This is a genomic window from Ochrobactrum sp. Q0168 (assembly GCF_016427605.1).
In the GTDB taxonomy this organism is placed as follows: domain Bacteria; phylum Pseudomonadota; class Alphaproteobacteria; order Rhizobiales; family Rhizobiaceae; genus Brucella.
This window is the reverse complement of the sequence record NZ_JAELXQ010000001.1, coordinates 607,352-633,604: the sequence shown is the minus strand read 5'-3', so window position 1 is coordinate 633,604 and position 26,253 is coordinate 607,352. Positions and strand designations below refer to the sequence as shown.

Sequence of the window (26,253 nt, the reverse complement as noted above, 5' to 3'; positions counted from 1 at the left end):
GGGTGTTGACTTAGGAACAAAAATAGAACAAAAAATAAACATACGTGAACACAGAGGAGTTTTCCACATGACCGATCTCGTCCACGACGTTTTGTCATTCGTCTCCGTCAGCCTGTTTATTGCAACCTTCGCCATCTGGGTCAGTGCGATCTGAAGTCAACAGTGAGGGTTCTCTTGTGTACCCTTTCGATACCGGCGGCGGTCTCTCTGGACATCGCCGGGACATTCCCTGAAACTGAAAGCTCAAAGCGACAGAGTCGCTGGCGACCCGCCGCATTTCAGTAGGCGGTCCCATGAAGCGGGTGTATGTCCACCCGCACGGTTCAGTTTGATCGGGGTAAATAGAATGAGTGATGCAGCAGCAGACAATGCAGCCGGTGGAAGCGTTTCCACGCCGCGTTTTGTGCATCTGCGTGTTCACTCGGCCTATTCCTTGCTTGAGGGTGCATTGCCGCTCGGCAAGGTCATCAAACAGGCGATTGCCGACGAAGCGCCGGCCATCGCGGTAACGGACACCAATAATCTTTTCGGCGCGCTGGAATTTGCGCAGAAGGCGTCAAAAGATGGTCTGCAGCCGATCATCGGCTGTCAGGTCGATGTTGCCTTTGGCGACCACAACGACAATGGGCGTAGCGTCAATCGCAGGCTTGCGCTCGATCTGGCTCCGCTCGTCCTGCTTGCATCGACGGAAGAGGGCTATGCGAATATCGTGCGGCTTGTAAGCCGCGCGTTTCTGGATACGCCTTCCGGCGATCCGGTGCATATAGAAGCGAGCTGGTTACCCGCCTTGGCAAAGGACGTCATCGTTCTGTCAGGTGGGCCGCTCGGGCCAATCGGTCGCTCCTTTGCGGCAGACCGACCAGACAGGGCGCAATCGCGTCTGGCGTTCCTGCATGAAACATTCGGCAATCGGCTTTACGTCGAATTGCAGCGTTATGCGGGCTATGATCGCGCTCTGGAAGCAAAGACCGTTGCGCTAGCCTATGAGATGGAATTGCCTCTGGTTGCCACCAATGAGGCATTCTTCCTCAAGGCTGAGGATTACGAAGCCCATGATGCGCTCCTGGCCATTGCGGAAGGACAAATCCTCTCCAATGACGACCGACGCCGCCTTACGCCGGATCATTATCTGAAAAGCCGTGCCGAGATGGCGGCGCTCTTTGCCGACTTGCCCGAGGCACTGGACAATACGGTCGAGATTGCCAAGCGTTGTAGCTGGTACACGCAGACGCGTGCTCCGATCCTGCCGCGATTTACCGGCGAATCCGATGATCCTGAAGCTGCTGTAGCCGAGGAAGCGGAAGAGCTGGCGCGGCAGGCCCGCGAGGGCTTGCAGATGCGGCTGGAGAGCATCGGGCTCGCGGAAGGCTATACGGCGGAACAATATGCCGAGCGTCTCGAATATGAGATCGGCATCATCACACGCATGAAATTTCCCGGCTACTTCCTGATCGTTGCCGACTTCATCAAATGGGCCAAGGCCCATGGCATTCCAGTGGGGCCGGGCCGTGGTTCGGGCGCAGGTTCGCTCGTCGCTTATGCACTGACGATCACCGATGTGGATCCGCTGCGCTTCTCGTTGCTGTTCGAGCGCTTCCTCAATCCTGACCGCGTTTCGATGCCCGACTTCGATATCGACTTCTGTCAGGATCGCCGCGAAGAGGTGATCCGTTACGTACAGGAGAAATACGGGCGCGATCAGGTGGCGCAGATCATCACCTTCGGTACGCTTCAGGCGCGCGCTGTGCTGCGCGACGTCGGTCGTGTTCTGGAAATGCCCTATGGCCAGGTGGATCGGCTGTGCAAGCTCGTGCCGCAGAACCCGGCCAACCCGGTGTCTCTGGCGCAGGCCATCGAAACCGAACCGAAGATCACCGAGGAACGAGAGAAGGAGCCGGTCGTCGGGCGGCTTCTCGATATGGCGCTCAAGCTGGAAGGCCTCTATCGCCACGCTTCGACCCATGCTGCCGGTATCGTGATTGGCGATCGTCCGCTGTCGGAACTGGTGCCGATGTATCGCGATCCGCGCTCCGATATGCCGGTTACCCAGTTCAACATGAAATGGGTGGAGCAGGCCGGGCTGGTCAAGTTCGACTTTCTCGGGCTGAAGACGCTGACGGTTCTCGAAACGGCGGTCAAGCTGGTGGCGCGCAAGGGGATCGACATTGATCTCACTCATCTGCCGCTGGATGATGAGCTGACCTATGAAATGCTGTCGCGCGGCGAAACGGTCGGCGTGTTCCAGGTTGAAAGCGCGGGCATGCGAAAGGCGCTGCTCGGCATGCGCCCGGACCGGATCGAAGACATTATCGCGCTCGTCGCGCTCTATCGTCCGGGCCCGATGGAGAACATCCCGACCTATAATGCGCGCAAGAACGGTGAAGAGGAAATCGCCTCCATTCACCCAAAGATCGACCATCTGATCAAGGAAACGCAGGGCGTTATCGTTTATCAGGAACAGGTGATGCAGATCGCCCAGGTGCTTTCCGGCTACTCGCTCGGCGAAGCTGACCTTCTGCGCCGCGCCATGGGTAAGAAGATCCGCGAGGAAATGGACAAGCAGCGTGTCCGTTTTGTGGATGGCGCCATTGAAGGCGGAGTCGACAAGGCGCAGGCGAATATGATCTTCGATCTGCTCGCGAAGTTTGCCGATTACGGATTCAACAAGTCGCACGCGGCAGCCTACGCCATCGTTTCCTACCAGACCGCCTATATGAAGGCGCATCATCCGGTCGAGTTTCTCGCCGCGTCGATGACCTACGATATGTCGAACACCGACAAGCTCAATGATTTCCGCCGCGAGGCTAATCGTCTGGGGATCGAGGTTGTGCCGCCATCGGTGATGACCTCCTTCCGTCCGTTTGAAGTCGGCGAGAAGCAGATTTTCTATTCGCTGGCAGCCATCAAGGGTGTCGGTGAAGCCGCCGTCGATCATATCGTGGAGGTGCGCGCGCAAAAGCCGTTTGAAAGCCTTGAGGATTTCTGCGAGCGGATCGATCCGAGGATCGTCAATCGCCGCGTGCTGGAAAGCCTGATAAATGCGGGCGCGATGGATTGCTTCAAGCGCGAGCGCCCGGCAATGAGTGCGGGCATGGACCGCATCATGGGCTTTGCCCAGCGTACGCAGGAAAATGCAGCCAGCGGCCAGTCCGATATTTTCGGCCTGTCGGGTGCGCCGAAGGAACAGCTTATTCTACCGCAGGCAGCACCATGGCTGCCGTCAGAAATGCTGCATCGCGAGTTTCAGGCAGTCGGTTTCTATCTGTCGGCGCATCCGCTCGATGAATATCGCGCGGTTCTGGATCGTATGCGCGTGCAAAGCTGGGCTGATTTTTCGGCTGCGGTGAAGCGCGGCGCCAATGCCGGGCGTCTGGCGGGCACGGTAACGGCGCGTCAGGAGCGCAAGACCCGCACCGGCAACAAGATGGGCATTGTGCAATTATCGGACGCCAGTGGTCAGTTTGAAGCCGTGCTGTTTTCGGAAGGGCTCGCGCAATACCGCGATCTTCTGGAAAGCGGCAAATCGGTGGTGATCACGGTGCAGGCTGAAAACCGCCCGGAAGGTATTGGTTTGCGCATCCAGACGGTGCAGTCGCTTGAGGACGAGGCCTGCCGCATGCAGAAGGCCATGCGGCTTTATCTGCGCTCGGCGGAAGCGGTTCGCCACATCGCGCCGCATTTCAACACCCGCGGTGATGGACAGGTGAGTCTGATCGTCATCAAGGATAACGGCCAGCGCGAAGTCGAAATCGAATTGCCGCACCGCTACCGTGTCAGTCCGCAGATTGCGAGCGCCATGAAAGCCATTCAAGGCGTTGTCGACGTGGAACTGGTTTAGTAAAAGCCCGGTCGGGAGATCGGACTTTTCTTTATGTTACGGATGGCACGCCGAGCTTTTTGCGCACTTGTGCAACCGTGGTGCCAAAAGCTCTTCCCCAAAGCCGAGAAAATCCAGAAAAACCTGATCGGCTCGCTCGATCTCCGCTCGCCTCCGTCTGTTGTTTGATGCGTGAAGCCGGATGACATTTGCCACCCGGCTTGAATGTTAAGACAACGGTGGGATCAAGAAGCTGAGATTAATAGGCTGCCGTAAAGCGCTTGCCGATATGCTTGCTCTGTTCTGCCTCGTCGACAATGGCTACGGCCAGATCGGCGACCGAAATGATGCTCTCGCCCTTGTCGTTGAAAACCGGCTCGTCGCCGCCAAGACGATATTTGCCTGTGCGTTCGCCCGGCTGAAGAATGATAGCAGGAGAGACGAAAGTCCAGTCGAGGCCGGTTTCCTTGCGCAATTCCTTCAGGGCTTCGCGGGCGCCCAGAGCGCCTTCTTTCCATTCTGCGGGGAATTCGGCGGAGTCCACAAGCTGCTGGCCGTTGATCGACAGGCTACCCGCGCCGCCGACAGCGATGAGGCGCTTGACGCCTGCCTTCTTGGCGGCCTCGTTGATCGAGCGGCTGCCCTTGATGTGGTTTTCACGAATATTCGCGTCGCCCCAACCGGGATTGAAAGCGGAAATGATGATGTCGTGTCCAGCAAGCTGCTGGGCCAGCGCGTCCGTGTCGTACACGTCGGTCTTGACAGCGGTTACATTGGCTAGCTTTTCAACCTTTTCCGGGTGGCGTACCAGCGCGGTAACTTGATGACCGCGGGATGCCGCTTCGTTGAGGATCGCTGCGCCGACAAATCCGGTCGCGCCAATGAGTGCAATTTTAGCCATTTCCGTTCCTTCCTTACGCTTTTACAGCCTTTAGATTTAAGGCATGTTTCATAATCAGGTTATTTCTGGTAACTACATATGACAGGCAGTGAGGCTTGTGAAGAACGCACTTCTACATGGGCAGGAAACATGGAAGTAACCGCACAAAAGGCAAGGCGATGGGGGCGGGGCGATCCGCGTCACGCGCGGAGTTGGTGCGCTTGGGCGCAAGCTGGATGTTGCGACTGAGCAGGCTGAAACATCCGATATGATCCGATGAAGCGAGCATGACTATGACGATACCGACACGACCAGACGCCAAGACACCGCTATTGTCGTCAACACCGGCCTTTGAGACGGACGGCAAGGGGTCTTGCCCGATCCGGGATGTGCTCGACCGGGTAGGCGACACGTGGAGCATTCTGGTTATCTTCAGCCTGCAAGGTGGTCCCATGCGTTTCAACGCCTTACGGCGGGAAATTGAAGGAATCTCGCAGCGTATGCTGACGGTCACGTTGCGTTCGCTTGAGCGCGACGGGCTGGTTTCGCGACATGTACGCCCAACGTCACCGCCGGAAGTGGAATATTCGCTGACGGAGCTCGGTCATTCGCTGGCGGGGCCTATCGACAGTCTGGGACAATGGGCGGTCGCGAACCGCGCGGCTTTGCGCAGCGCGCGTTCCCGTTTTGACAGCGAACAAGGATAGCTGGAACCGATTCTCGGCCGGCACGTTGGCCTTGGGGGGCGCAAAGGAGAAGATTTCATGCCTGCAAAATCTCAAGCCCAACAGAAAGCCGCCGGTGCCGCACTGGCGGCGAAGCGCGGCGAGATCAAGGTCAGCGAGTTGATTGGCGCATCGAAAGAAATGTACGAATCGATGACCGAAAAAGAACTGGAAGAATTCGCCGAGACCAAGCGCAAAGGTCTGCCTCAGCATGTCGACGACAAAAAGAGCACCTGATTTGGGATCAGATGCTCGGTTTGGTGTGGCGTCCGGACGGCAGAATTACTGCGCGGCTTTAGTTTGAACCAGCTCAATGGCAGTCAGCTTGCCATTGATGATGCCGCAACGCAGATTGACACCATCCCATTTATAGCCCGTACTCTTGATGCGCGCTTCACCGGGCACGGAGATGATGGCTGAAACCTTGCGCGGATCCTTGGTGCTGAACTTCGACGAGGTATCATTGGTCGTCGCCGATGAAATATCATCCTTGGTGAAGCCCAGACGGTCGTATTTCTTATCTTTCTTCACCAGATCATAGCCGCTGGCCACGCAATCGGCCACCTGGGGGGAGGCCTGCTGGTCCTTGACCAATGTCTGGTAATTGCCGGTGAAATCTTTCGAGCGCTTCGGAACAGCGTCCGCATGAGCGGCGGTCACAAAGCCGATTGCGCAAATGGTGGAAAGTATAATTTTGGTCAATTGCATGCCCCATGTCCTTTTCGGAAACCGTGCAAAATAAGCAACAAGACCGGTTCCAGCGATTCTATCTCAGGTGGAACCGTTCTGGAATCGATAATACCGCATCAAAGTAGAAACCGGATTTGGATTTTTTTATGAATTCCGGGCGGTTATGCACTTTTCTCACTGGCATATCCGGGCCGTGCAGCTTTTGCCGTGACACCCTTGATCGAGATGCATGTTGGTGCGGTGCGCCGCATCGCCATCCGGTCCGATGACGGTCATGAATAGCTTGCAGCTTGCGCCATGTACGGCACGCCAGAACGCTTTTTCCTTTTCTGTGCCATTCCAGCCGCTCTCAAGCTCAGTCTTGCTGCCATCCGAAAATGTGAAGGACATGATGTCCAGTGCATTGCCAAAGGCATGTTCGGAGACACGGCCCGTCGAAGCTCCATTTACCTTCCGGCATTGACAATCTGACCCGGTGCCCATCTGCGTAATGCTGATGTCCTTGCCGTAAATATCGTGGGCGGCGGTTTTGACATCGTTGCTCCATTGAGCCAGCGTCATGGCCATGGCGCAGTTCGTGGTGACGGGATTGGCGAGCTTGAGCGGCTCGTCCTTGCCGATTGCCGTCAGGGATAGCGGCGAATGTACTCCACATTGTGCACCATCTTCGATGGGTGACAGAAGCTTGCCTTCCACTTCGCCGGAAATGAGCGCGGGGCAAGCCACCTGATAGACACGCTCGTCCGGCGCAGATTTTGGAGCTTCCGGCTGTTCTGGCGCGGCATGTTCCGGCGAGACAGGCTTTTCAAGTGGAACGATGACGGCCGGCTGGGCCTCGTTTTTCGGTTTGGGTTTCTCATCCGGTTTCGTTTCCGGGGCGGGTGTTGGCGTGGGCGCTAGCGTCTGCTCTGGTCTGGGGGCAGGCGTCGGAACGGGAACGACTACAGACAATGCTGGCTGTGATGCTGGTTTTTCCGGCGCTTTCTGTTTCTGTTGAACGGCAGGCTGTTTGCTTTGTCGTTTCTTTTGCGGTTTCGCCGACGGGCGCTTGCGCTGGTGCTTCGCCTTTTGCGCGTCGCGCTTCAGGATTTTTTCGATGAATGTCTGCGCCTGAGCGGGCTGAGGATAAAGAGCAGCTTCTCCAGCTGGAGCGAGCAAACTGAGGGTGAGAACTGCAGCTATCGAATCTTTGCGGGATAGGAAACGGGGCAGGACCAGCAAAACCAATGAACACCTCATTTTCTACAGCCCCGATCCCATAATGCCGCAAGGAACAGCCGCGTTCCTTCACGCTTGATGGCAATCTGTTGCAAAAGGCGGCGAAAAACGCTTTAAACGCCCGGTCATCAGGGCTTTGGCAAGCGTTCGAACTTGACAAGATGACACGCACATGACTAAAAGCCCGCCATCGCTGGCGCTTTAACGCGCTGGCGTTTCATTTGACGTGTCCCGTGGATGAAGATTGCGCTCGCGCGCTTCATCCTGTCAGTCCTCGAAAACGGAGGGCAGAGGAGGGCGCGTTTCCTGTCTGCGCCGTATGGCGCACTAACTTTTTGAAGGAAATGCGATGAGCAAGCGCGAATCCGCAAAGTATAAGATTGACCGCCGTCTTGGCGAAAACATCTGGGGCCGTCCGAAGTCCCCGGTTAACCGTCGTGAATATGGCCCGGGCCAGCACGGCCAGCGCCGCAAGGGCAAGCTCTCGGACTTCGGTGTGCAGCTGCGCGCCAAGCAGAAGCTCAAGGGTTTCTACGGCGATATCTCGGAAAAGCAGTTCCGCAAGACCTATGATGAAGCCGCCCGCCGCAAGGGCGACACGGGTGAAAACCTGATCGGCCTTCTCGAATCGCGTCTGGACGCTGTTGTGTACCGCGCAAAGTTCGTTCCGACGATCTTCGCTGCACGTCAGTTCATCAACCACGGTCACGTGAACGTGAACGGTCGCCGCGTCAACATCCAGTCCTACCGCCTGAAGGCCGGTGACGTTGTTGAAGTTCGTGAAAAGTCGAAGCAGCTGGTTATTGTTCTCGAAGCTGTTCAGCTCGCAGAACGCGATGTGCCGGACTACATCGAAGTTGATCACAACAAGATGGTTGCGACCTACGCTCGCGTTCCGACCCTGACGGATGTGCCTTACGCCGTCCAGATGGAACCGAACCTCGTGGTCGAATTCTACTCGCGTTAATCTGGTCGCCTTCGGGCGCCACTTATCGCAAAGAAATGGCCGTCCATGGTTTCCCCATGGGCGGCTTTTCTGTATGTAATGCTCAATACCAGACAGCATACGAGAAGAACCATGAACGCTTTCGATCCGAATATTGCGCCCGATAATTCGCCCGGTATCTCGGAAGAGACCGGCGGAGACGGCTGCCATGCGCTGTTTCGCGAAGTGCCTGCTACGGTCGAATTCAACAAGCTGCGCAAGCGTCTTCTGCGTCTGACGCGTCAGGCTATCGAAGATTTCGCGATGGTGAAGCCTGGTGAGCGCTGGATGGTCTGTCTGTCCGGCGGCAAGGATTCCTATGGCCTGCTGGCTCTGCTGCTCGATCTCAAATGGCGCGGCCTGCTGCCGGTCGAACTGCTCGCGGTCAATCTGGATCAGGGGCAGCCGAATTTTCCAAAGCACATTCTGCCGGATTTCCTGAACCGTTATGGCGTCGAGCATCGCATCGAATATCAGGATACCTATTCGATCGTGACGGACAAGCTGCCGGAGACCAGCACCTATTGCTCGCTCTGTTCGCGTCTGCGCCGCGGCAACCTGTATCGCATCGCGCGCGAGGAGGGGTGCTCGGCCATCGTTCTCGGCCATCATCGCGAGGATATCCTCGAAACCTTCTTCATGAACCTGTTCCACGGCGGACGTCTCGCCGCCATGCCGCCGAAGCTTCTGAACGATGAAGGCGACCTCATGGTGTTCCGCCCGCTGGCTTATGCGGCGGAAGACGATCTGGAAAAATTTGCAACGGCCATGCAGTTTCCGATCATTCCCTGCGACCTTTGTGGAAGCCAGGAAGGGCTTCAGCGCAACGCCATGAAGGCTATGCTGACGGATATTGAAAAGCGCATGCCGGGCCGGAAAGACACGATGATCCGCGCCATGACCAATGTGCGTCCGAGCCACCTTCTGGACCGCAAACTGTTCGATTTCGCGGGCCTGATGGCAGGTCCGCAGGGCGAGAAGAACGAGGGGAATGATAGTGCGCTTTGATGAAGACCAGATCGACTGGCTTGCCGATCTTTTGGCAGAGGCTGCCCAACATGAAATCATGCCGCGTTTCCGCAAGCTCGACGCGGACGATATCCGGCAGAAAACGTCGCCAGCTGATCTGGTAACGGAAGCCGATGTCAACGCAGAGCGCTTTATCACTGCAAAGCTGAAAGAACGCTATCCCGATGCGATGATCGTGGGCGAGGAAGCTTGTTCCGATAATCCGGCCTTACTCGACGGGCTCGGTGATGCAGATTTTGCGTTCACTATCGATCCGGTGGACGGCACGTTCAATTTCGCATCCGGCGTGCCGCTCTTCGGTGTGATGTTGGCCGTGGTGTCGAAGGGTGAGACCATTGCTGGCATCATCCACGATCCGGTTGGCAATGACTGGATCATGGCCGCAAAGGGAAGCGGCAGCTATATTCGCCATGCCAATGGCAGCACGCGCAAGGTGCGCGTTGCGGAACCCGCTGCTATCAACCAGATGACAGGCACGATCTCGTGGCAATATACGGCGGAACCGCTGCGGTCACGTCTGGCGCGCAATCACACGAAATTCCTGTCGCAGATCGGTTATCGTTGTGCTGCCCATGACTATCGCATTCTCGCGACCGGCGGCGCGCATTTCGCGGTCTATAACAAGCTGATGCCGTGGGACCATCTGCCCGGCGCACTGATTCATCAGGAAGCAGGCGGCCATCTCGCTCGCTGGGACAGCAGTGATTATCACCCGTCGCATATCGGCGGCGGCATATTGGCCGCGCCGAGCAAGGAAAGCTGGCAGGCCATTCAGGCCGTGCTTTGGGAAGAGTAAAAACGAAACCCGCCGGAATGGCGGGTTTTTATTATCGTTGAAAATCAACCGACCACATGTTCCGCAGGCGGATTCTGCACCCGGAACAGTTTGCCGCGTTCGGCGATCAGCACACAGATCAGGGCGACGAAGCCGAGCACGCCATAGCCCATAGCGACGGGCGTCGTGGTGCCGTCAAAGGCCTGACCGATGATCGCGCCCAACGCGGCCCCGATAACCGTCTGGGCAAAGCCCAGCACAGACGATGCCGTGCCTGCCACTTCACCCAGCGGCTCCATGGCGAGTGCGTTGAAATTGGCCGTCACGAGGCTGAACGAGAACATGATGGTCATGTAGATCGCCATCAGCAGCGGGAACGGCACCGGTTCGACCAATACAATCGACAGCACCATCCAGAGCAGGCTGAAGCCGGTGAAGACCAGCAGCATGGTCTGGGAGATACGGCGCATACCGTAACGCCCGACGAGGCGCGAGTTGAGGAAGGATGCCAGCGCCAGCGTCATGGCGACCGCTGCGAAGGCCAGCGGAAAGTAAGAGCCGAGCTTGTAGATATCCACGAAGATCTGCTGGGCGGAATTGATATAGCCGAACAGCGCGCCGAGGATGAACGACGTGCCGAGCATGTAAAACAGCGCAACACGGTTCGACAGCACGATGCCAAAGCCGCCGACCACGCTCTTGACGGTCAGCGGGCGGCGCTGGTCTGTCGGCAGCGTCTCGGGCAGGCGGATGAAGGCCCAGACGGCGACTATCAGCGCCATCACGGCCATGGACAGGAAGATCAGGTGCCATTCGCCAAACAGCATGATCAGCTGTCCGGTAGCGGGGGCGACGACCGGCAGGATCATAAAGATCATCATAACCAGCGACATGACTTCCGCCATCTGACGACCGGCAAAACGGTCGCGAACCACTGAAACGGCAATGACGCGCGTTCCTGCTGCACCCAGTCCCTGAAGCACACGCAGAATAATGAGCGTGGTGAAATCCGTGACCATCGCGGCGCCGAGCGCTGCCAGAACATAGATCGCCAATCCGCCAAAGAGTGGCGCGCGACGGCCAAAGCGGTCGCTGAGCGGTCCATAGAACAGCTGCGATACACCGAAGCCGAGCAGATAGGCGGTGATTACGAATTGCACGTGGTTTTCCGACTGCACGCCGAGGCTTGCGCCAATCTGCGGCAGGCCGGGCAGCATGATATCAACCGCCAGCGCATTGATGGCCATGATGGCTGCGATCAGAGCAATGAATTCGCCACGCCCGTGTATGGAGGTCTTTTGATCCGGCGAGGCGCTCTTTATGTCGATCGGCATGACTGACAGTCCTTGGCATAATGACGCGCCGCCTCTGAAAAGGGCGGTACGAACGTCGAAATCTCGAAAATGGGGCATCCGGCAGAAACTGCCGGCGGATAAAAACGAAAAGGCGCCGATAAACGGCGCCTTTTGTAAAAAGCTAAGACTAAAGCCGTATGACCGGCTATTAATCCTCAAGCAGCCTTGGTGGCAATACCTTTATCGGTAAAAAGTGCTTGTAGTTCGTTGGACTGGAACATTTCGCGCACGATATCGCAGCCGCCGATGAATTCGCCCTTCACATAAAGCTGCGGAATAGTCGGCCAGCTGGAATATTCCTTGATGCCCTGACGAATCTCGTCCGAGGCGAGCACGTTCACGCCCTTATAGTCGACGCCAAGATAGTCGAGGATCTGAACGACCTGACCGGAAAAGCCGCACTGCGGAAAGCCGGGCGTGCCCTTCATGAAAAGCACGACGTCGTTGGTCTTCACTTCATTGTCGATGAAATCGTTAATGCCGGTCATCTTGTTTCCTTTCAGAGCGCGTGCCCAATATCGTCACACCATATGGGGCGTCATCACGCTTCAAACAAACTCGCCGGGTCGAATGCCGGCACAATTGGGAGGTCTCTCCCAATATAATCATTTCCATGCTCGTAACCACCCCGTTCGGGTGAAAGCAAGTCAAATACGCGCGAAGTGCCGGATTTAAGGGAGCAACATCTTGCCGCAGCAGATGTCGCCCGCTCAATAAAGCGCTGCCTTATTCCGGCACGCTGGTCTGCAGGGCGAGCGCGTGAAGCACGCCGCCCATATTGCCCTTCAGCGCGTCATAGACCATCTGGTGCTGCTGCACGCGCGACTTGCCGCGGAAACTCTCCGCGACCACTTCTGCTGCATAATGATCCCCGTCACCGGCAAGGTCGCGGATCGTCACCTTTGCGCCGGGAATCCCTTCGCGTATCAGTTTTTCGATCTCATGGGCGTCCATAGCCATGCAAATACTCCCGCCGTTTCCAGCTTCTTATCGTTGTTTGTCATCGAATCGTACCGCACCATCGTGGTACGTCAATGCGTATCTGTCTAATGTTTAAATGCCACACAGGCGATCCATATAAGCAAAACGCCCGGACGATAGTCATCCGGGCGTCGAAGTCGTGTCCGCTTTGCTGTGATCAGTTATCGCTGACCAGCTCGCCGTTCATGAAGCCCGGGAACCAGCCTTCAAAAGCCTGCGTCAGTTCTGCGACGCTGACATCGACGGCATCGCCGATGGTCAGACGGTCGCCGCCAACCTGACCCAGAATGCGGAACGGAACGCCTGCGCCTTCAGCGTTAAGCGCGATGAGCTTGGCCATTTCCGGCGTTGCAGCGATCACATAGCGCGCCTGATCTTCGCCGAACAGAACGGCATGTGGCAGGCCATCGCCAGCATTCAGAGCCGCGCCCTTGCCGGATTTGATCGCCATTTCGGCGACAGCAATCGCCAGACCGCCGTCGGAAAGATCGTGGCAGGCCGTGACCTGACCATTACGGATTGCCGAACGGACGAACTCGCCGTTGCGCTTTTCCATCGAAAGATCGACGGTCGGGGCAGGGCCGTCTGCACGGTCGAACAGATCGCGCAGATAGATCGACTGACCCAGATGCGAGCCGTCGCCGCCAAGCAGAACCAGCGTGTCGCCATCCTGCATGCCGCCGATCTTGGCCGTCTGCGACCAATCTGGAATAAGGCCGACGCCAGCAATGGTCGGGGTTGGCAGAATGGCCTGACCGTTGGTTTCGTTATAAAGCGAGACATTGCCCGAAACGATCGGGAAATCGAGGGCGCGGCAGGCTTCGCCAATGCCTTCGATGGCCTTGACGAGCTGGCCCATGATTTCCGGCTTTTCAGGGTTGCCGAAGTTCAGATTGTCGGTCGAAGCCAGCGGTTCTGCGCCGGTCGCCGTGATGTTGCGCCAGCATTCGGCCACAGCCTGCTTGCCGCCTTCGAACGGGTCTGCTTCGCAATAGCGTGGCGTCACATCCGACGAGAAGGCGAGCGCCTTGGTGTCATGGCCTTCAACGCGGATCACACCGGCATCTCCGCCGGGAACCTGCAGGGAGTTACCCTGAATGAGCGTGTCGTATTGCTCATAGACCCAGCGGCGCGACGAAAGATCCGGCGAACCGATGAGCTTGAGAAGCGCTGCCGAATAGTCTTCCGCCTGCGGCACATTGCTGGCCGGGAGTGGCGCATGCTTGCCCGGTTCCATCCACGGACGGTCATATTCCGGCGCCTGATCGCCCAGATCCTTGATCGGCAGATTGGCGACTTCTTCGCCTTGATGAATGACACGGAAACGCAGATCGTCGGTGGTCTTACCGACAATGGCGAAGTCGAGACCCCATTTGCGGAAGATCGCCTGCGCTTCTGCTTCCTTTTCCGGCTTCAGAACCATGAGCATACGCTCCTGGCTTTCCGAAAGCATCATTTCATAGGCGGTCATATTCTCTTCGCGAACCGGAACATGGTCCAGAATGAGCTCGATGCCGAGGTCGCCCTTGGCGCCCATTTCGACCGCCGAACAGGTGAGACCAGCCGCACCCATGTCCTGAATGGCGATAACCGCGCCGGAAGCCATCAGCTCAAGGCAGGCCTCGAGCAGGCATTTTTCGGTGAAAGGATCGCCAACCTGAACGGTGGGGCGCTTTTCTTCAATCGACTCGTCGAATTCAGCCGACGCCATGGTCGCGCCGCCGACGCCGTCGCGGCCCGTCTTCGCACCGAGATAAACGACCGGCAGGCCGACGCCCTTGGCTTCCGACAGGAAGATGCCGTCATGCTTGGCAAGACCGGCAGCAAATGCGTTGACGAGGATATTGCCGTTGTAGCGCTTGTCGAAGTTCACTTCGCCGCCAACGGTCGGCACGCCGAAGGCGTTGCCATAGCCGCCGACGCCCGACACGACGCCGGATACAAGATGGCGGGTCTTCGGATGGTCAGGCTCGCCAAAGCGCAGCGCGTTCATTGCCGCAACGGGACGTGCGCCCATGGTGAAAACGTCGCGCAGAATACCGCCGACGCCCGTCGCCGCGCCCTGATAGGGCTCGATATAGGACGGGTGGTTGTGGCTTTCCATCTTGAAGACGACGCAGTCGCCGTCACCAATGTCGACAACGCCTGCATTTTCACCAGGGCCCTGAATGACGCGCGGACCGGTGGTTGGCAGTGTGCGCAACCACTTCTTCGAGGACTTGTAGGAGCAATGCTCGTTCCACATGGCCGAGAAAATGCCGAGTTCGGTAAAGCTCGGCTCGCGTCCGATCAATTCGAGAATACGCTGATACTCGTCCGGCTTGAGGCCATGGGATTCGATGAGTTCCGGCGTGATGTCGCGCTTATTGGAAATAGTCATGGAAATGGGCAACCCCGTCGCAGGCTGTGGCACCCAAAAACCTTCTGCCGAAGGCTGGGCATCTAAGGTTTCAAGGGGCCTCTTTAACCTAACTCTGTTGGAAGCGCGATAGGAAAATGCCGCTTTCCCGGCCTGATTCAGCATCCGGGCGGATACGTACGCCAACAGTCCGGTGAAGGACAGCGTTTACACGCTGCCCTCATAGCCTGCCTGTTCGTTTTCGAGCAATTGCCGCAATGTCAGGAAGCTGCTTTCAACAATGCTCCGGTCAGTCGGGGAGGAGAAGGCGATGCGCACGCGGTGGAATATCTGATCGACGCGCCCGGCTTTGAACTCGTCTTCATCGTCGATCAGAATTCCGCTTTCATAGGCCGCAGCCTTGAACGTACCGGAGAGCCATGGCTCGGGGAGTCCCATCCAGAGAAACGGGATATTGGGGCGGGACACGAAATCGAAACCGGAGAACACGCGACACGCGATTTCCTCCCGCGCTTTGGTTTCTACGCGGCTTTTCTCGCGGATAGCGTCGGCTGCACCGGAAAGCACAAGCTGCGCGCCGGTTTCAGCCAGAAGAAAGGCCACGCCGCCCGTCATCATCTTGTGTGTGACCTTGACGCGCTGGGCGCAATGCGGCGGGCAGGAAACCCATCCGCTGCGTATGCCTGCGGCAACTGCCTTGGATAGGCTTGAAACGACGAATGTGCGTTCCGGCGCAAAGCTCGCCAGCAACGGTATGTCGCTTTCGCACATGCTGCCGTAGATATCGTCCTCGATGAGCCAGACATTATAGCGCTGCGCAATATCAGCGATGGCGCGCCGCCGCTCTTCCGTCATGGTCGCAAGCGTTGGATTGTGCAGCGTCGGCATGAGAAATGCCAAAGTCGGGTGCTGCTGACGGCAGGCACGTTCGAATTCTTCCGGAATGAGCCCATATTCGTCATGCGCAGCCTGGATCGTGCGGCGTCCGAGAAGCCGCACCGAACGGGCAATCTGTGCATAGGTCAGGTTTTCGAACAGGATGCGGTCGCCTGGATTGGTGAAAGCCGTGATGATGGCAATGCTTGCGGCCTGCGCACCGTTGGTGATGACGATATTGTCGAGATCCGGCTGCCAGCCAGCCCTGCCGAGCCATTTCTGGCCTGCTTCCAGCCAATGCTGCGGAAACTGACGCGAGTAGTTGGCAATCTCTTGCGGGAAATCGCGATGAATGTCAGCGCTGATCCTGGCAAGCACTTCGTGCTGACCGACCTCTGGCGCCGATGTGGAATCGAGCCGGATTTTGCCAGTAGGCACGTCGGCGGGTTTTGTGCCGATCAGTCCGGGTGGGACAAGCCCGGATTCGGACGGCTCGTCCCCGAGCACATAGGTACCGCGTCCCACTTCGCCGGTGACAAGGCCACGTTCATGGGCAAGTGCATAGGCGCGTCCGATTGTACCGATTGTTACCTTTAGATCGAAGGCAAGATTGCGTTGCGGCGGCAGTTTTACACCTGCGGGCAGTCCGCCATTGCTGATCGCTTCCTCAATGGCATCCGCCAATTGCAGGTAAAGAGGACCAGTCTTGTTCGATAGGTCGGGAATCCAATTTGTCATGGTGACAACTTATAAATTGTATCGATTGTAAAGTCAATTATAGAGTCATTCCAACGCTAGAGCATACCAGCCAATCCAAATTTGTCGCGAATGAACTTCAAATCTGGTGTTCTGGACCTCTGAAGAGCACAAGGATGGGCCGAGCAATGTTTTACTTCAGACCGCTGACAGAGACAATAGATACAATTCTTCCAATGCCCGATGTTGATCGCATAAGTGACTTGCCTCAAGGCCTGCACGCCCAGCTGAATGCGGCGACAGGAGAGAGAACGGACGCAAGCTTGCTGCGTCGATTTTTCAACTGGCTTTTACACAGAAGCATGATGCGTCGCAGTCGCCTTGCGCTGTTCGAAATGACCGATGAACAATTGCGCGATATAGGCCTGAAAAGAAGCGAGGCAGAACGCGAAGCCCGTAAAGTGCGGTTTCATCTGCGTTAGAAATATCGACCGGCTCGATGGCACGTCGGGCATCGGTCGGCAACTCTGCGCCTGCAATAAATGCCGCCTGCTTAAGCAATATCGTGACAATGAATACAACAAAATAGTGAGGCAGAATTCTGGCTCAAGTAGTTGTAATCTTTATATTCTGTGAGTTTGTTAGTATCCTAATTATTGAAACATTCGCATAACGCTAATGTTATAATAAGGAGGCTGCTGTAATGAACTACATCAGGCCCACAAATGATGTGATTGATGCCATTGCTATTTTGCCGGAAGTCGATATTCCGAGTGATTTAAGCAAGAAATTGCGCTCCCGGCCACCGTCGGATGTGCCGCACCGCATGCGCAAGGTCTGGGCATGGATTACCGATAGAGTTAGGTTCTCGTTAGCCAGACGGCGGACAAGGCGGATGCTTATGGAGCTGGATGATAGACAGCTTCAGGACATAGGCATCAGGCGGGACGAGATTTGATGCCCGTCGTCTGAAGTGAGAGCCGTTCTTGCGGAAGACAAGCGCAAGTTGAATGCATAAATTCCGACTTTATGGATACAGAGCTGACATTTCAGGAGACTTATGTGTGTTGCCCGTCACGATGATAGCCATGCGCTTGAAAAAACCCTCCCGTGACATCGCGGGAGGGGTTATCAATTTCAGCAGCCTTTCTGGCCAGATGCCCAGCGATTGACGTCACTGAGGATGCGACTGCCATGGCTTTCCTGAAGCATCGGGCCGAAGGTTTCCACCCGCGCAGGGTTGCCTTCCGCCTGAACGACCAGCAGCGGGCGCGCCGCAGGATTATGCCCCGGTACAACCAAGATACGCGGACGGCCGCTGAAAGAATTGAGTTCCGGTGCCAGCGAATAGCTGCGGAAATCCTTGTCCTTGGATTTGAACCAGCAGCTATTGGCAGCCAGAGCGATGCGTTCCATCGTCGGCAGCGCAGCTTTGCTGACATTCTGCGTTACGGGTCCACTGGCCGGGCGCGGCGTACAGGCCGCAAGAAGCGCAATCGCAGGCAAAGCGATGAAAGCGATGGTCTTTTTCGTCAAGAAACGAACTCCAAAAGGGCGCGCCACCGGGAGGACTGAGTGGCTTGCGGGAATGACGATAGGAAATGAGAATGTCGCTGGCCGTCAAGCCAGTTGCGGCATGAAGGCTTTCAGCCCGTCGCTCATCTCGTTCCAGATGCGTTCAAAGGCCGGATGCTGCTTCGCCTTCGCGGCATATGTATCGAATTTCGGAAAGGCGTCCAGCAAATCCGGCCTGTCCGAAAGCTTCTTCAACGGTTCCATGAGAAACCGCACCGGCAGCAGCCAGGCATCGGCCAGCGTCGGCTCTTCGCTGACCGCATAAAACGTATCTGGAAGGCGCTGTTCGATCACTGACAGGCCGGTATTCAGCTTTTCAAACAGGCGGTCGATGGTTGCGCTATCACGCTCCGGTTTGCTCAGCAGGATGAACAGCTTCATCGCCGGTCCAAGCACTTCCAGCTCGATCACGCGGGCCAAAAGCCGGATCAGCGCACGCTGGCGCGGCGTTCCGGGCAGGAGCGGCTTTTCAGGAAAATGATCTTCAAGATATTCCGCGATCACTGCGGCTTCAAAAAGCGTTTCGCCGGAACTGGTAATCAGCACGGGAACACGGCGCAGAGGCGTGATCTCACCGAAATCAGCAGGGAAGGGATAGGGCAGCGTGACTGGCTTGAAGGGCAGGTCTTTTAGATAAAGGACGCTGCGCACGAAAGCGGAATAAGGGGAAAGCGGTCTTGAATAGAGTTGCACTGCGCGGTCCCCCCGATTCGGTTGTCAAGGAATTCTCCCAAGGCAAAACTGCCATGAAAACAGCATACAAGCTAGACTGGTTTTCTTTGGCAGGAAAGCGGGGCGCGGGAACGTTATCTTACCGGCCATGCAATTTAGTGAAGAAAATCAAAAAGGGCGGCTCATTGAAAGCGCGCCCTTTTTCCGAGACTATCAGGCAGCCAGGCCCAGCGCGCCCGCAAAAAGCGCCCGCCCGTCGTCACCGCCATGGGCCGCTTCGATGAGGTTTTCCGGATGCGGCATCATGCCAAGCACATTGCCGCGCGCATTTACGATACCGGCAATATCATTGACCGAACCGTTGGGGTTGGTGCCTTCCGCATAACGGAACACGACCTGACCTTCGCCTTCGATCCGCTTCAGCGTCTCGGCATCGGCAAAATAGTTGCCGTCATGATGCGCGACCGGGCAGCGGATGATCTGGTTCTGCCGGTAGCCGCGGGTGAAGGCGGTGTTCGCATTGCTGACTTCGAGCTTCACTTCGCGGCAGACGAACTTCAGCGAGGCGTTGCGCATCAGCGCGCCCGGCAGCAGTCCGGCTTCAACGAGAATCTGGAAACCGTTGCACACGCCCATGACCATGACGCCCTTGTCGGCCTTCTCACGTACAGCCTGAAGAACGGGCATACGGGCCGCAATTGCGCCGCAGCGCAGATAGTCCCCATAAGAGAAGCCGCCGGGGATGAGGATCAGATCGACATCGTCTGGAATACTGGTATCGGTTTGCCAGACAGTGACAGGAGCCTGACCGGTGATCTTGGTGAGGGCTGCGATCATGTCGCGGTCACGATTGAGGCCGGGAAGGAGAATGACAGCGGATTTCATGAGCGTCTGCTTCCTTTGTTTGGCTCAGCCGATGGCGATGGAATAATCTTCGATCACCGTATTGGCGAGGAGCTTGTCGCACATGGCCTTCAGGTCTGCTTCGGCCTTGGCCTTGTCGGTGCCTTCGAGTTCGAGGTCGAACACCTTGCCTTGACGGGCCGAGTTGACGCCAGCAAAGCCGAGGCTGCCAAGTGCGCCGACGATAGCTTTGCCCTGCGGGTCCAGAACGCCGTTTTTCAGTGTAACGGTGACGCGTGCCTTGATCACTCTTAAGTTCCTGTAGCTCTAGATTTGGTTCTTACAACTTCAGATGAATATCTGAAATTGCCTATCACGAACGAAACAGCCCGGAAGGTGCCTGTCTTGGCGGCTTCCGGGCCGATCGGATTACTTCACGAGCACTGGGCCGGAAGGACGGGGCGTGTCGTTCTCGTTCATGATGCCGAGACGGCGCGCCACTTCCTGATAGGCCTCGACCAGTCCGCCCATATCGCGGCGGAAACGGTCCTTATCCAGCTTGTCATTGGTATTGATATCCCAAAGACGAGCCGAGTCCGGGGAAATTTCGTCGGCGACGACGATACGCATCATGTCGCCTTCCCACAGACGGCCGCATTCGATCTTGAAGTCGACAAGCTGGATGCCGACGCCCAGGAACAGGCCGGAGAGGAAGTCGTTGACGCGAATGGCAAGCGCCATGATGTCATCGATTTCCTGCGGGCTGGCCCAGCCGAATGCAGTGATGTGTTCTTCCGTGACCAACGGGTCTTCGAGCGCATCGGCCTTGTAGTAAAACTCGATGATCGAGCGCGGCAAAACCGTGCCTTCTTCAATCCCGAGGCGCTTGGACAGCGAGCCGGCCGCGACATTGCGGATCACGACTTCCAGCGGAATGATTTCCACTTCCTTGATCAGCTGCTCACGCATGTTGAGACGGCGGATGAAGTGGGTTGGAATTCCGATACGGTTCAGCTGGGTAAAAATATATTCGGAAATGCGGTTGTTGATGACGCCCTTTCCGTCCACGACTTCGTGCTTTTTCTTGTTGAACGCGGTTGCATCATCCTTGAAGAACTGGACAAGCGTTCCTGGCTCGGGGCCTTCGTAAAGAATCTTGGCCTTGCCCTCGTAAATACGGCGGCGACGGTTCATGGCTTTTCTCGGATTTCCATATCTATGGTGATCGGCTCTAAGCCGCTATTCTCGCGGGCTACCTATAGCAAATAAGGGCTTTTAACAATCCTGCTTCGTGCCCGTTCCCCCGTTTTCGGTGTTCTGGAGCGCGTTTCGATCCGCTCGGTGCTCCAATCCTCTGTTTTGGCGCGCATCTTTTCCGAAAACCGTTTCTTTCTTTTCGGGATGCGTTTTAGTGCAAGATGATGGACGAACGACAAGAAATTGATTTGCCGCTCTTGTATAATCTTGCGCCCCTTGCCAGCTTTAGGCAAGAGATGGGTAACGATCTCTTCTACTGGGAGTTTTTGGGAGTTTTGTGAATGACCACAGGTATGGATGATCGCCGTGATGCTTTTGAAAAGAAGTTCGCGCACGATGCTGATTTACGCTTCAAAGCAGAAGCACGCCGCAACAAGCTTCTCGGATTGTGGGCTGCCGAGCGTCTTGGCAAGAAGGATGGCGAGGCTGAAACCTATGCCCGCGATGTCGTGGCAGCTGATTTTATCGAAGCTGGTGACGGCGACGTATTCCGCAAGATCCGCACCGATTTCGACGAGGCAGGTCTTGCCGATAGCGACGAAACAATCCGTCAGAAGATGCAACTATTCCTAGAGGAAGCGGTCCGTCAGATACAGCAGGATTGAAACCAAGGGGTGGAAGTGCAGGTAGCGCTTCCACCTCGTTTTATTTTCCTGCTAGTCTGAAATGCCATTCTTATGAAATGCCAGTTTTGAAATGAAGGAAATCCCTATGTCCCTGTCTTCGCGTCTGCGTGCCGGTGAGACTGTCGTCTCGGCGTGGTCGTCTCTCCCTGAGCCGCTGACGGTCGAAATCCTTGCCCACACCGCCTTTGATGCCGTGACGCTGGACATGCAGCATGGCGGTCATGATGAGGCGAGCGTGCTGCGCAGCGTCGGTCTCGTGCTGAATGCCGGAAAGCCGCCGGTGGTGCGTATTCCGGTGGGACGCTTCGATATGGCAAGCCGCGCACTGGATTTCGGTGCTCAGGCGGTGATTGCCCCTATGATCAATTCCGCAGAAGATGCGCGCAAGTTCGCAGCCTCCATGAAGTATCCGCCGGTGGGCGAGCGTTCATGGGGTGTTTTCCGTGCCAATGCCGATTACGGCACGCCCGGTTCCAACGATTATCTGACTACGGCAAATCAGGACACGTTGGCTTTCGCGATGATCGAAACGCGTGACGCCTATGATGCGCTGGACGCCATCCTCGATGTGCGCGGCATTGACGGTGTCTTCGTCGGCCCTGCGGATTTCTCCATCGCATGGAGCAACGGACGCGAGGCCAACCCGAATTCCGACGCCATTGTCGAACCGATCAGCAATATTGCGCGCAAGGCTGCCGCCGCTGGCAAGCTTGCAGGCATCTATTCGCCATCACCGGAGTTTGCGCGGCGCTATATTCCGCTGGGTTTCCGTTTTGTGACAGTCAGCAACGAGGGCGGCTATTTACGCCTTGCTGCACAACAACTGGTGAACGCCGTTCGCGCCTGATTTCAGCTTGCATTGTTGAATACAAACAAAAGGCGGGTTCAAACCCGCCTTTTGTTTCAATGCTGTTTTGGTGCCTGGAGTTGCATCATGAACTCCGCAAACACCATGGAGCCTTCCGGCCATGGGCCGTGACCGGAATCCGAGTTGATATGACCGGACTCGCCCGCATCGATCAGCATCGCCCCCCAATCCTTCACGACATCTTCTGCAGCTTCAAAGCTTGAGAACGGGTCGTTACGGCTCACAACCGTGATGGTCGGGAAGGGCAATCGCTCGCGCGGATAGGGACCGAAGGTCATCAGATGTTTTGGACGGATGCTCTCATTCGAGACATCGGGAGGCGCAACGAAGAATGCGCCCGCGATCTTGTGCTGGATAAGCGGTACGGCATGCACGGCGGTGGCCACACCCAGAGAATGTGCAACCAGCACGATGGGCTTTGTTGCGGCATTCGCGGCCTTGACGACTTCGCCCACCCAATCGTCGCGCACCGGCTTCGACCATTCGGCCTGCTGCACACGGCGCGCCGTCGAGAGCTTGCTCTCCCAGCGGGTCTGCCAGTGGTCGGGACCGGAATTGGTATAGCCGGGAATAATGAGGATATCTGCGTCTTTGACTTTCATAGCCCCCATTTAGATCGCCTTGGTCCGTTCTTCAAGCACCTCGACCTTCCGCGAAACGAATGCGAATGATGAACAGCCTGTTCGCTGATCGCGATCTTGTGAACAATGCCGCAAACAGCGATGTTTAGGGCAACAGAACGCGAAGGAGAGCATAGGCTATGACAATCAGCAGACGTTCGCTGCTTGGCGCTACGGGAGCTGCTGTGATGGCCGGTATATTGCCCGCGCGTGCAGACATGCCGTCGAAGGAGAATAATATGACACAGCAATTGAAGACGCCGGTTGCCGAGACGACCCGTCCGGTTGCACCGCTTCCATTTGCCATGACCACGCCGATGCGCGTCGCGCGTATTGGTCTCAAGGCGCGCGATGCGGAAACATTGGCCGAATATTATCGCGACGTCGTGGGCCTGCGCGAAATGAGCCGACGTGGCGCTTCCATCGTGCTTGGCGCCGGTGACCGCGAACTGATGGAAATCGAACAGTTTTCGGCGGCTCGCCCGGATGATCCGCGCAGCGCCGGTCTTTACCATACCGCGTTCTTGCTGCCGACGCGTGGCGACCTGGCGCGCTGGTCGCGCCGGGCTATCGACAAGCAATTGCCGGTTTCCGGTGCGTCGGACCATGATGTCAGCGAAGCCATCTACCTGACCGACCCGGAAGGCAATGGCATCGAGATCTATTCCGACCGCCCGCATGAGAAGTGGCAGTGGAATGGTGACCGCGTGAAAATGGGCACGGAAGCGCTCGACGTGCGCGGCTTGCTCGACGTGATCAAAACCGAAGGCGGCGAATGGACTGGTGCGCCGCAGAACACCGTTGTCGGCCACGTGCATTTGCGTGTTGGCAATGCGCATGAGGCCGAAACCTTCTGGCACAATGAACTTGGGCTGGAAACGGTGCAGACCTATGGCGACCGGGCCGTGTTCATGTCCACGGGGCGTTACCACCACCATATCGCGGCCAATGCCTGGCAGAGCGCCGGTGCTGGCAAGCGCGATGCGGATCGCACGGGCCTGGCCTGGGTCGAGCTGGAGGATACGCGCGGCGGCGACAACAGCTCGTTTGTCGATCCTTGGGGCAATGTGATCAATACGATCAAGACCAAGGCCTGATGCCGCCGATCAAGAAATGAAAAGCCCCATGATTTCAAAAACATGGGGCTTTTTTCGGCTTCAATTTATGAGGCCCTCGAAGGGCGCGGCCCAGATTTTGGTTATGGCGTGGCGAAAATGGTGGGTTTCGAGAACCGGAGCTTGAGCCGTACTTAAGGTACGAGAGCACCGGAAGCCTCGCATAATCCCTAAAAGTTGCAGACTTTTCGGATCAGATTATGCGAATGCAAATCACAAGACACCATTTGCAGCCCGCCAGAGCCGAAATCTCCTTAACCGAAGACGCGTTTGAAAATCGTGTCCACATGCTTGGTGTGGTAGCCGAGATCGAACTTTTCGCGGATCTGCTCTTCGGAGAGGGTTGCGCGCACTTCCGCGTCTGCCAGCAGTTCTTCAAGGAAGTCTGCACCCTGTTCCCAGACCTTCATGGCGTTGCGCTGCACGAGACGATAAGCGTCTTCGCGTGACACGCCAGCCTGGGTGAGCGCCAGCAGAACGCGCTGCGAATGCACCAGACCGCGGAACTTGTTCATGTTTTTCAGCATGTTGTCCGGGTAGATCACCAGCTTTTCGACAACGCCAGCCAGACGGTTGAGTGCGAAGTCGAGCGTGATGGTGGTGTCCGGGCCAATGGCGCGCTCGACGCTCGAATGCGAAATATCGCGTTCGTGCCAGAGAGCAACGTTTTCCATGGCAGGCGTCACCGACATGCGCACCAGACGGGCGAGGCCGGTCAGGTTTTCGGTCAAAACCGGGTTGCGCTTGTGCGGCATGGCCGACGACCCTTTCTGCCCCGGAGAGAAGAACTCTTCGGCTTCCAGAACTTCGGTGCGTTGCATGTGGCGGATTTCGATGGCGACATTTTCGATGGACGAGGCAATGACGCCGAGTGTCGCGAAGAACATCGCATGACGGTCGCGCGGGATGACCTGCGTGGAAACCGGCTCGGCTTCGAGGCCAAGCTTCGCGCAGACATATTCCTCAACGCGCGGGTCGATATTGGCAAAGGTGCCGACCGCACCGGAAATCGCGCCTGTTGCGATTTCTGCACGCGCCGCGACGAGACGGGCGCGGTTGCGCTGCATTTCCGCATAGAAACGCGCGAAGGTGAGGCCCATCGTGGTCGGTTCGGCGTGAATGCCATGGCTGCGGCCGATGCGCACCGTATCCTTATGCTCGAAGGCGCGGGTTTTGAGCGCAGCCAGAACGCGGTCCATGTCGGTGAGCAGGAGGTCGGCAGCGCGGACCAGCTGGACATTCAGCGTGGTGTCGAGCACATCCGACGAGGTCATGCCCTGATGCACGAAGCGGCTATCGGGACCGATGAATTCAGCAAGATGGGTCAGGAAAGCGATGACGTCATGCTTGGTGACGGCTTCGATTTCATCAATGCGGGCGACGTCGAATTTCGCCACGCTACCCTTTTCCCAAATGGTCTTGGCAGCTTCCTTTGGGATGACGCCCAGTTCGGCCAGCGCTTCGCAAGCATAGGCTTCGATCTCGAACCAGATACGGAATTTCGTTTCTGGAGACCAGATAGCGACCATTTCTGGCCGGGAATAGCGCGGGATCATGGGTGCATCCTGTAGAAAGTGAGGGTTTAACGATTACGCGCGGCTTCCGCCGCAGCACGAATAGCGTCGATATTGGCGCGGTAGGTCTCGACCGAATTGCCTTTGTAGACAGCCGATCCTGCGACGAGAATATTGGCACCTGCCGCCACGACCAAACCAGCGGTTTCCGGCGTCACGCCGCCATCGACCTCGATGTCGATCGGGCGGTCGCCGACCATGTCACGCACGCGCTTGATCTTGTCGAGCATCGGCGCGATGAATTTTTGGCCGCCGAAGCCCGGATTGACGGTCATGACCAGGATCAGATCGACGTCGTCCAGAATATTGGTGATGGCTTCAACCGGCGTTGCCGGGTTGAGCGCGATACCGGCCTTTTTGCCGAGCGCACGGATCGATTGCAGCGAACGATGCGTGTGCGGTCCGGCTTCGGCGTGCACGGTGATCAGGTCGCAGCCTGCATCGGCAAAGGGTTCCAGATAGGGATCGCACGGCGCGATCATCAGATGCGCGTCGAAGAATGCCTTGGTGCGCGGGCGGATCGCCTTCACCACCTGCGGGCCGAATGTGATGTTCGGCACGAAATGTCCGTCCATGACATCGATGTGGATCCAGTCGGCGCCTGCTTCCAGCACGGCATCGACTTCTTCGCCAAGACGGGCAAAGTCGGCGGACAGAATGGACGGGGCAATGGCGATGGGGCGCATGGCGATGGTCTCCTTGGCAGCGTGGCTTGCC

At 57.1% G+C, this 26,253-nt stretch carries 27 protein-coding genes; 11 read left to right on the top strand and 16 right to left on the bottom strand.

The genetic code is table 11. The features are described from left to right. Positions 1–346 precede the first annotated feature (346 nt). Positions 347–3,838 (top strand): DNA polymerase III subunit alpha, encoded by a 3,492-nt coding sequence (gene dnaE / locus JAU75_RS03030; RefSeq protein ID WP_199054463.1) that lies wholly within the window; start codon positions 347–349, stop codon positions 3,836–3,838. A gap of 238 nt (positions 3,839–4,076) precedes the next feature. Here dnaE and JAU75_RS03025 read toward each other — a convergent pair whose 3' ends face one another. Next, entirely contained in the window at positions 4,077–4,718 is a 642-nt protein-coding gene (locus JAU75_RS03025) for an NAD(P)-dependent oxidoreductase (RefSeq protein WP_199054462.1), read from the bottom strand. Positions 4,719–4,990: 272 nt separating this feature from the next. Here JAU75_RS03025 and JAU75_RS03020 point away from each other — a divergent pair, with 272 nt between their 5' ends. Then, entirely contained in the window at positions 4,991–5,404 is a 414-nt protein-coding gene (locus JAU75_RS03020) for a helix-turn-helix domain-containing protein (protein WP_199054912.1), read from the top strand. 57 nt (positions 5,405–5,461) lie between these two features. Further along, complete coding sequence (locus tag JAU75_RS03015; RefSeq protein WP_199054460.1) at positions 5,462–5,659, top strand: DUF3008 family protein; 198 nt, start codon at positions 5,462–5,464, stop codon at positions 5,657–5,659. A gap of 45 nt (positions 5,660–5,704) precedes the next feature. Here JAU75_RS03015 and bspC read toward each other — a convergent pair whose 3' ends face one another. Together bspC and JAU75_RS03005 are read right to left on the bottom strand one after the other, a co-directional pair. Then, a complete protein-coding gene (gene bspC, locus JAU75_RS03010; RefSeq protein WP_199054458.1) occupies positions 5,705–6,130 on the bottom strand; it encodes a type IV secretion system effector BspC in 426 nt (141 codons plus the stop codon). Between the two features lie 156 nt (positions 6,131–6,286). After that, entirely contained in the window at positions 6,287–7,330 is a 1,044-nt protein-coding gene (locus JAU75_RS03005) for an extensin family protein (RefSeq protein ID WP_371836111.1), read from the bottom strand. Between the two features lie 349 nt (positions 7,331–7,679). Here JAU75_RS03005 and rpsD point away from each other — a divergent pair, with 349 nt between their 5' ends. The 3 genes from rpsD (at position 7,680) to JAU75_RS02990 (ending at position 10,140) form a co-directional block, all read left to right on the top strand. After that, on the top strand, positions 7,680–8,297 hold the full coding sequence (rpsD, locus tag JAU75_RS03000; protein WP_199054448.1) for a 30S ribosomal protein S4: 618 nt from the start codon (positions 7,680–7,682) through the stop codon (positions 8,295–8,297). 111 nt (positions 8,298–8,408) lie between these two features. After that, positions 8,409–9,323: a tRNA 2-thiocytidine(32) synthetase TtcA gene (gene ttcA / locus JAU75_RS02995; protein WP_247880360.1), complete on the top strand. Its 915-nt coding sequence runs from the start codon at positions 8,409–8,411 to the stop codon at positions 9,321–9,323. Beyond that, positions 9,313–10,140, top strand: a complete 828-nt coding sequence (locus tag JAU75_RS02990; protein WP_199054445.1) for an inositol monophosphatase family protein — start codon at positions 9,313–9,315, stop codon at positions 10,138–10,140. Before ttcA ends, JAU75_RS02990 begins: the two co-directional genes overlap by 11 nt. A gap of 44 nt (positions 10,141–10,184) precedes the next feature. On the opposite strand, the gene JAU75_RS02985 is transcribed toward JAU75_RS02990, so the two are convergent. From JAU75_RS02985 to JAU75_RS02965, 5 genes are all read right to left on the bottom strand, one after another. Beyond that, positions 10,185–11,453 carry a multidrug effflux MFS transporter gene (locus tag JAU75_RS02985; protein ID WP_199054443.1) on the bottom strand — a complete coding sequence of 423 codons (1,269 nt, stop codon included), beginning with the start codon at positions 11,451–11,453 and terminating at the stop codon, positions 10,185–10,187. A gap of 176 nt (positions 11,454–11,629) precedes the next feature. Continuing rightward, complete coding sequence (gene grxD, locus JAU75_RS02980; RefSeq protein ID WP_199054442.1) at positions 11,630–11,962, bottom strand: Grx4 family monothiol glutaredoxin; 333 nt, start codon at positions 11,960–11,962, stop codon at positions 11,630–11,632. A gap of 238 nt (positions 11,963–12,200) precedes the next feature. Next, positions 12,201–12,434 (bottom strand): BolA/IbaG family iron-sulfur metabolism protein, encoded by a 234-nt coding sequence (locus tag JAU75_RS02975; protein ID WP_007874594.1) that lies wholly within the window; start codon positions 12,432–12,434, stop codon positions 12,201–12,203. Between the two features lie 178 nt (positions 12,435–12,612). Continuing rightward, positions 12,613–14,835 carry a phosphoribosylformylglycinamidine synthase subunit PurL gene (purL, locus tag JAU75_RS02970; RefSeq protein WP_199054441.1) on the bottom strand — a complete coding sequence of 741 codons (2,223 nt, stop codon included), beginning with the start codon at positions 14,833–14,835 and terminating at the stop codon, positions 12,613–12,615. A gap of 186 nt (positions 14,836–15,021) precedes the next feature. Next, on the bottom strand, positions 15,022–16,428 hold the full coding sequence (locus tag JAU75_RS02965) for a PLP-dependent aminotransferase family protein (protein ID WP_199054440.1): 1,407 nt from the start codon (positions 16,426–16,428) through the stop codon (positions 15,022–15,024). 146 nt (positions 16,429–16,574) lie between these two features. On the opposite strand from JAU75_RS02965, the gene JAU75_RS02960 reads away from it, so the two are divergent. Then, positions 16,575–16,868, top strand: a complete 294-nt coding sequence (locus tag JAU75_RS02960) for a DUF1127 domain-containing protein (protein ID WP_199054439.1) — start codon at positions 16,575–16,577, stop codon at positions 16,866–16,868. A gap of 221 nt (positions 16,869–17,089) precedes the next feature. Then, a complete protein-coding gene (locus JAU75_RS02955) occupies positions 17,090–17,344 on the top strand; it encodes a DUF1127 domain-containing protein (RefSeq protein ID WP_199054438.1) in 255 nt (84 codons plus the stop codon). Positions 17,345–17,523: 179 nt separating this feature from the next. Here the strand turns inward: JAU75_RS02955 and JAU75_RS02950 are convergent, their stop codons facing one another. The 5 genes from JAU75_RS02950 to purC form a co-directional block, all read right to left on the bottom strand. After that, positions 17,524–17,922 (bottom strand): hypothetical protein, encoded by a 399-nt coding sequence (locus JAU75_RS02950; protein WP_199054436.1) that lies wholly within the window; start codon positions 17,920–17,922, stop codon positions 17,524–17,526. 84 nt (positions 17,923–18,006) lie between these two features. Beyond that, positions 18,007–18,654 carry a glutathione S-transferase family protein gene (locus tag JAU75_RS02945; protein WP_199054434.1) on the bottom strand — a complete coding sequence of 216 codons (648 nt, stop codon included), beginning with the start codon at positions 18,652–18,654 and terminating at the stop codon, positions 18,007–18,009. 192 nt (positions 18,655–18,846) lie between these two features. Next, positions 18,847–19,518, bottom strand: a complete 672-nt coding sequence (gene purQ / locus JAU75_RS02940) for a phosphoribosylformylglycinamidine synthase subunit PurQ (RefSeq protein ID WP_199054432.1) — start codon at positions 19,516–19,518, stop codon at positions 18,847–18,849. Between the two features lie 24 nt (positions 19,519–19,542). Next, on the bottom strand, positions 19,543–19,785 hold the full coding sequence (gene purS / locus JAU75_RS02935) for a phosphoribosylformylglycinamidine synthase subunit PurS (RefSeq protein WP_138785030.1): 243 nt from the start codon (positions 19,783–19,785) through the stop codon (positions 19,543–19,545). Between the two features lie 120 nt (positions 19,786–19,905). Beyond that, a complete protein-coding gene (purC, locus tag JAU75_RS02930) occupies positions 19,906–20,670 on the bottom strand; it encodes a phosphoribosylaminoimidazolesuccinocarboxamide synthase (RefSeq protein ID WP_199054430.1) in 765 nt (254 codons plus the stop codon). 344 nt (positions 20,671–21,014) lie between these two features. On the opposite strand from purC, the gene JAU75_RS02925 reads away from it, so the two are divergent. Then, positions 21,015–21,338, top strand: coding sequence for a DUF1476 domain-containing protein (locus JAU75_RS02925; protein WP_199054428.1), 324 nt, complete (start codon positions 21,015–21,017; stop codon positions 21,336–21,338). A gap of 100 nt (positions 21,339–21,438) precedes the next feature. Further along, positions 21,439–22,206: an HpcH/HpaI aldolase/citrate lyase family protein gene (locus JAU75_RS02920; RefSeq protein WP_199054910.1), complete on the top strand. Its 768-nt coding sequence runs from the start codon at positions 21,439–21,441 to the stop codon at positions 22,204–22,206. Between the two features lie 56 nt (positions 22,207–22,262). Here JAU75_RS02920 and JAU75_RS02915 read toward each other — a convergent pair whose 3' ends face one another. Next, the gene (locus JAU75_RS02915) at positions 22,263–22,829 is read right to left on the bottom strand and encodes an alpha/beta hydrolase (RefSeq protein WP_199054909.1); all 567 of its coding nucleotides are present in this window, start codon (positions 22,827–22,829) and stop codon (positions 22,263–22,265) included. A gap of 158 nt (positions 22,830–22,987) precedes the next feature. Here JAU75_RS02915 and JAU75_RS02910 point away from each other — a divergent pair, with 158 nt between their 5' ends. Further along, positions 22,988–23,944, top strand: a complete 957-nt coding sequence (locus tag JAU75_RS02910; RefSeq protein ID WP_371836100.1) for a VOC family protein — start codon at positions 22,988–22,990, stop codon at positions 23,942–23,944. Positions 23,945–24,216: 272 nt separating this feature from the next. On the opposite strand, the gene purB is transcribed toward JAU75_RS02910, so the two are convergent. Both purB and rpe read right to left on the bottom strand, forming a co-directional pair. Next, on the bottom strand, positions 24,217–25,518 hold the full coding sequence (purB, locus tag JAU75_RS02905; protein WP_199054426.1) for an adenylosuccinate lyase: 1,302 nt from the start codon (positions 25,516–25,518) through the stop codon (positions 24,217–24,219). A 26-nt stretch (positions 25,519–25,544) separates the two neighbouring features. After that, positions 25,545–26,222: a ribulose-phosphate 3-epimerase gene (gene rpe / locus JAU75_RS02900; RefSeq protein WP_199054906.1), complete on the bottom strand. Its 678-nt coding sequence runs from the start codon at positions 26,220–26,222 to the stop codon at positions 25,545–25,547. Positions 26,223–26,253 lie beyond the last annotated feature (31 nt).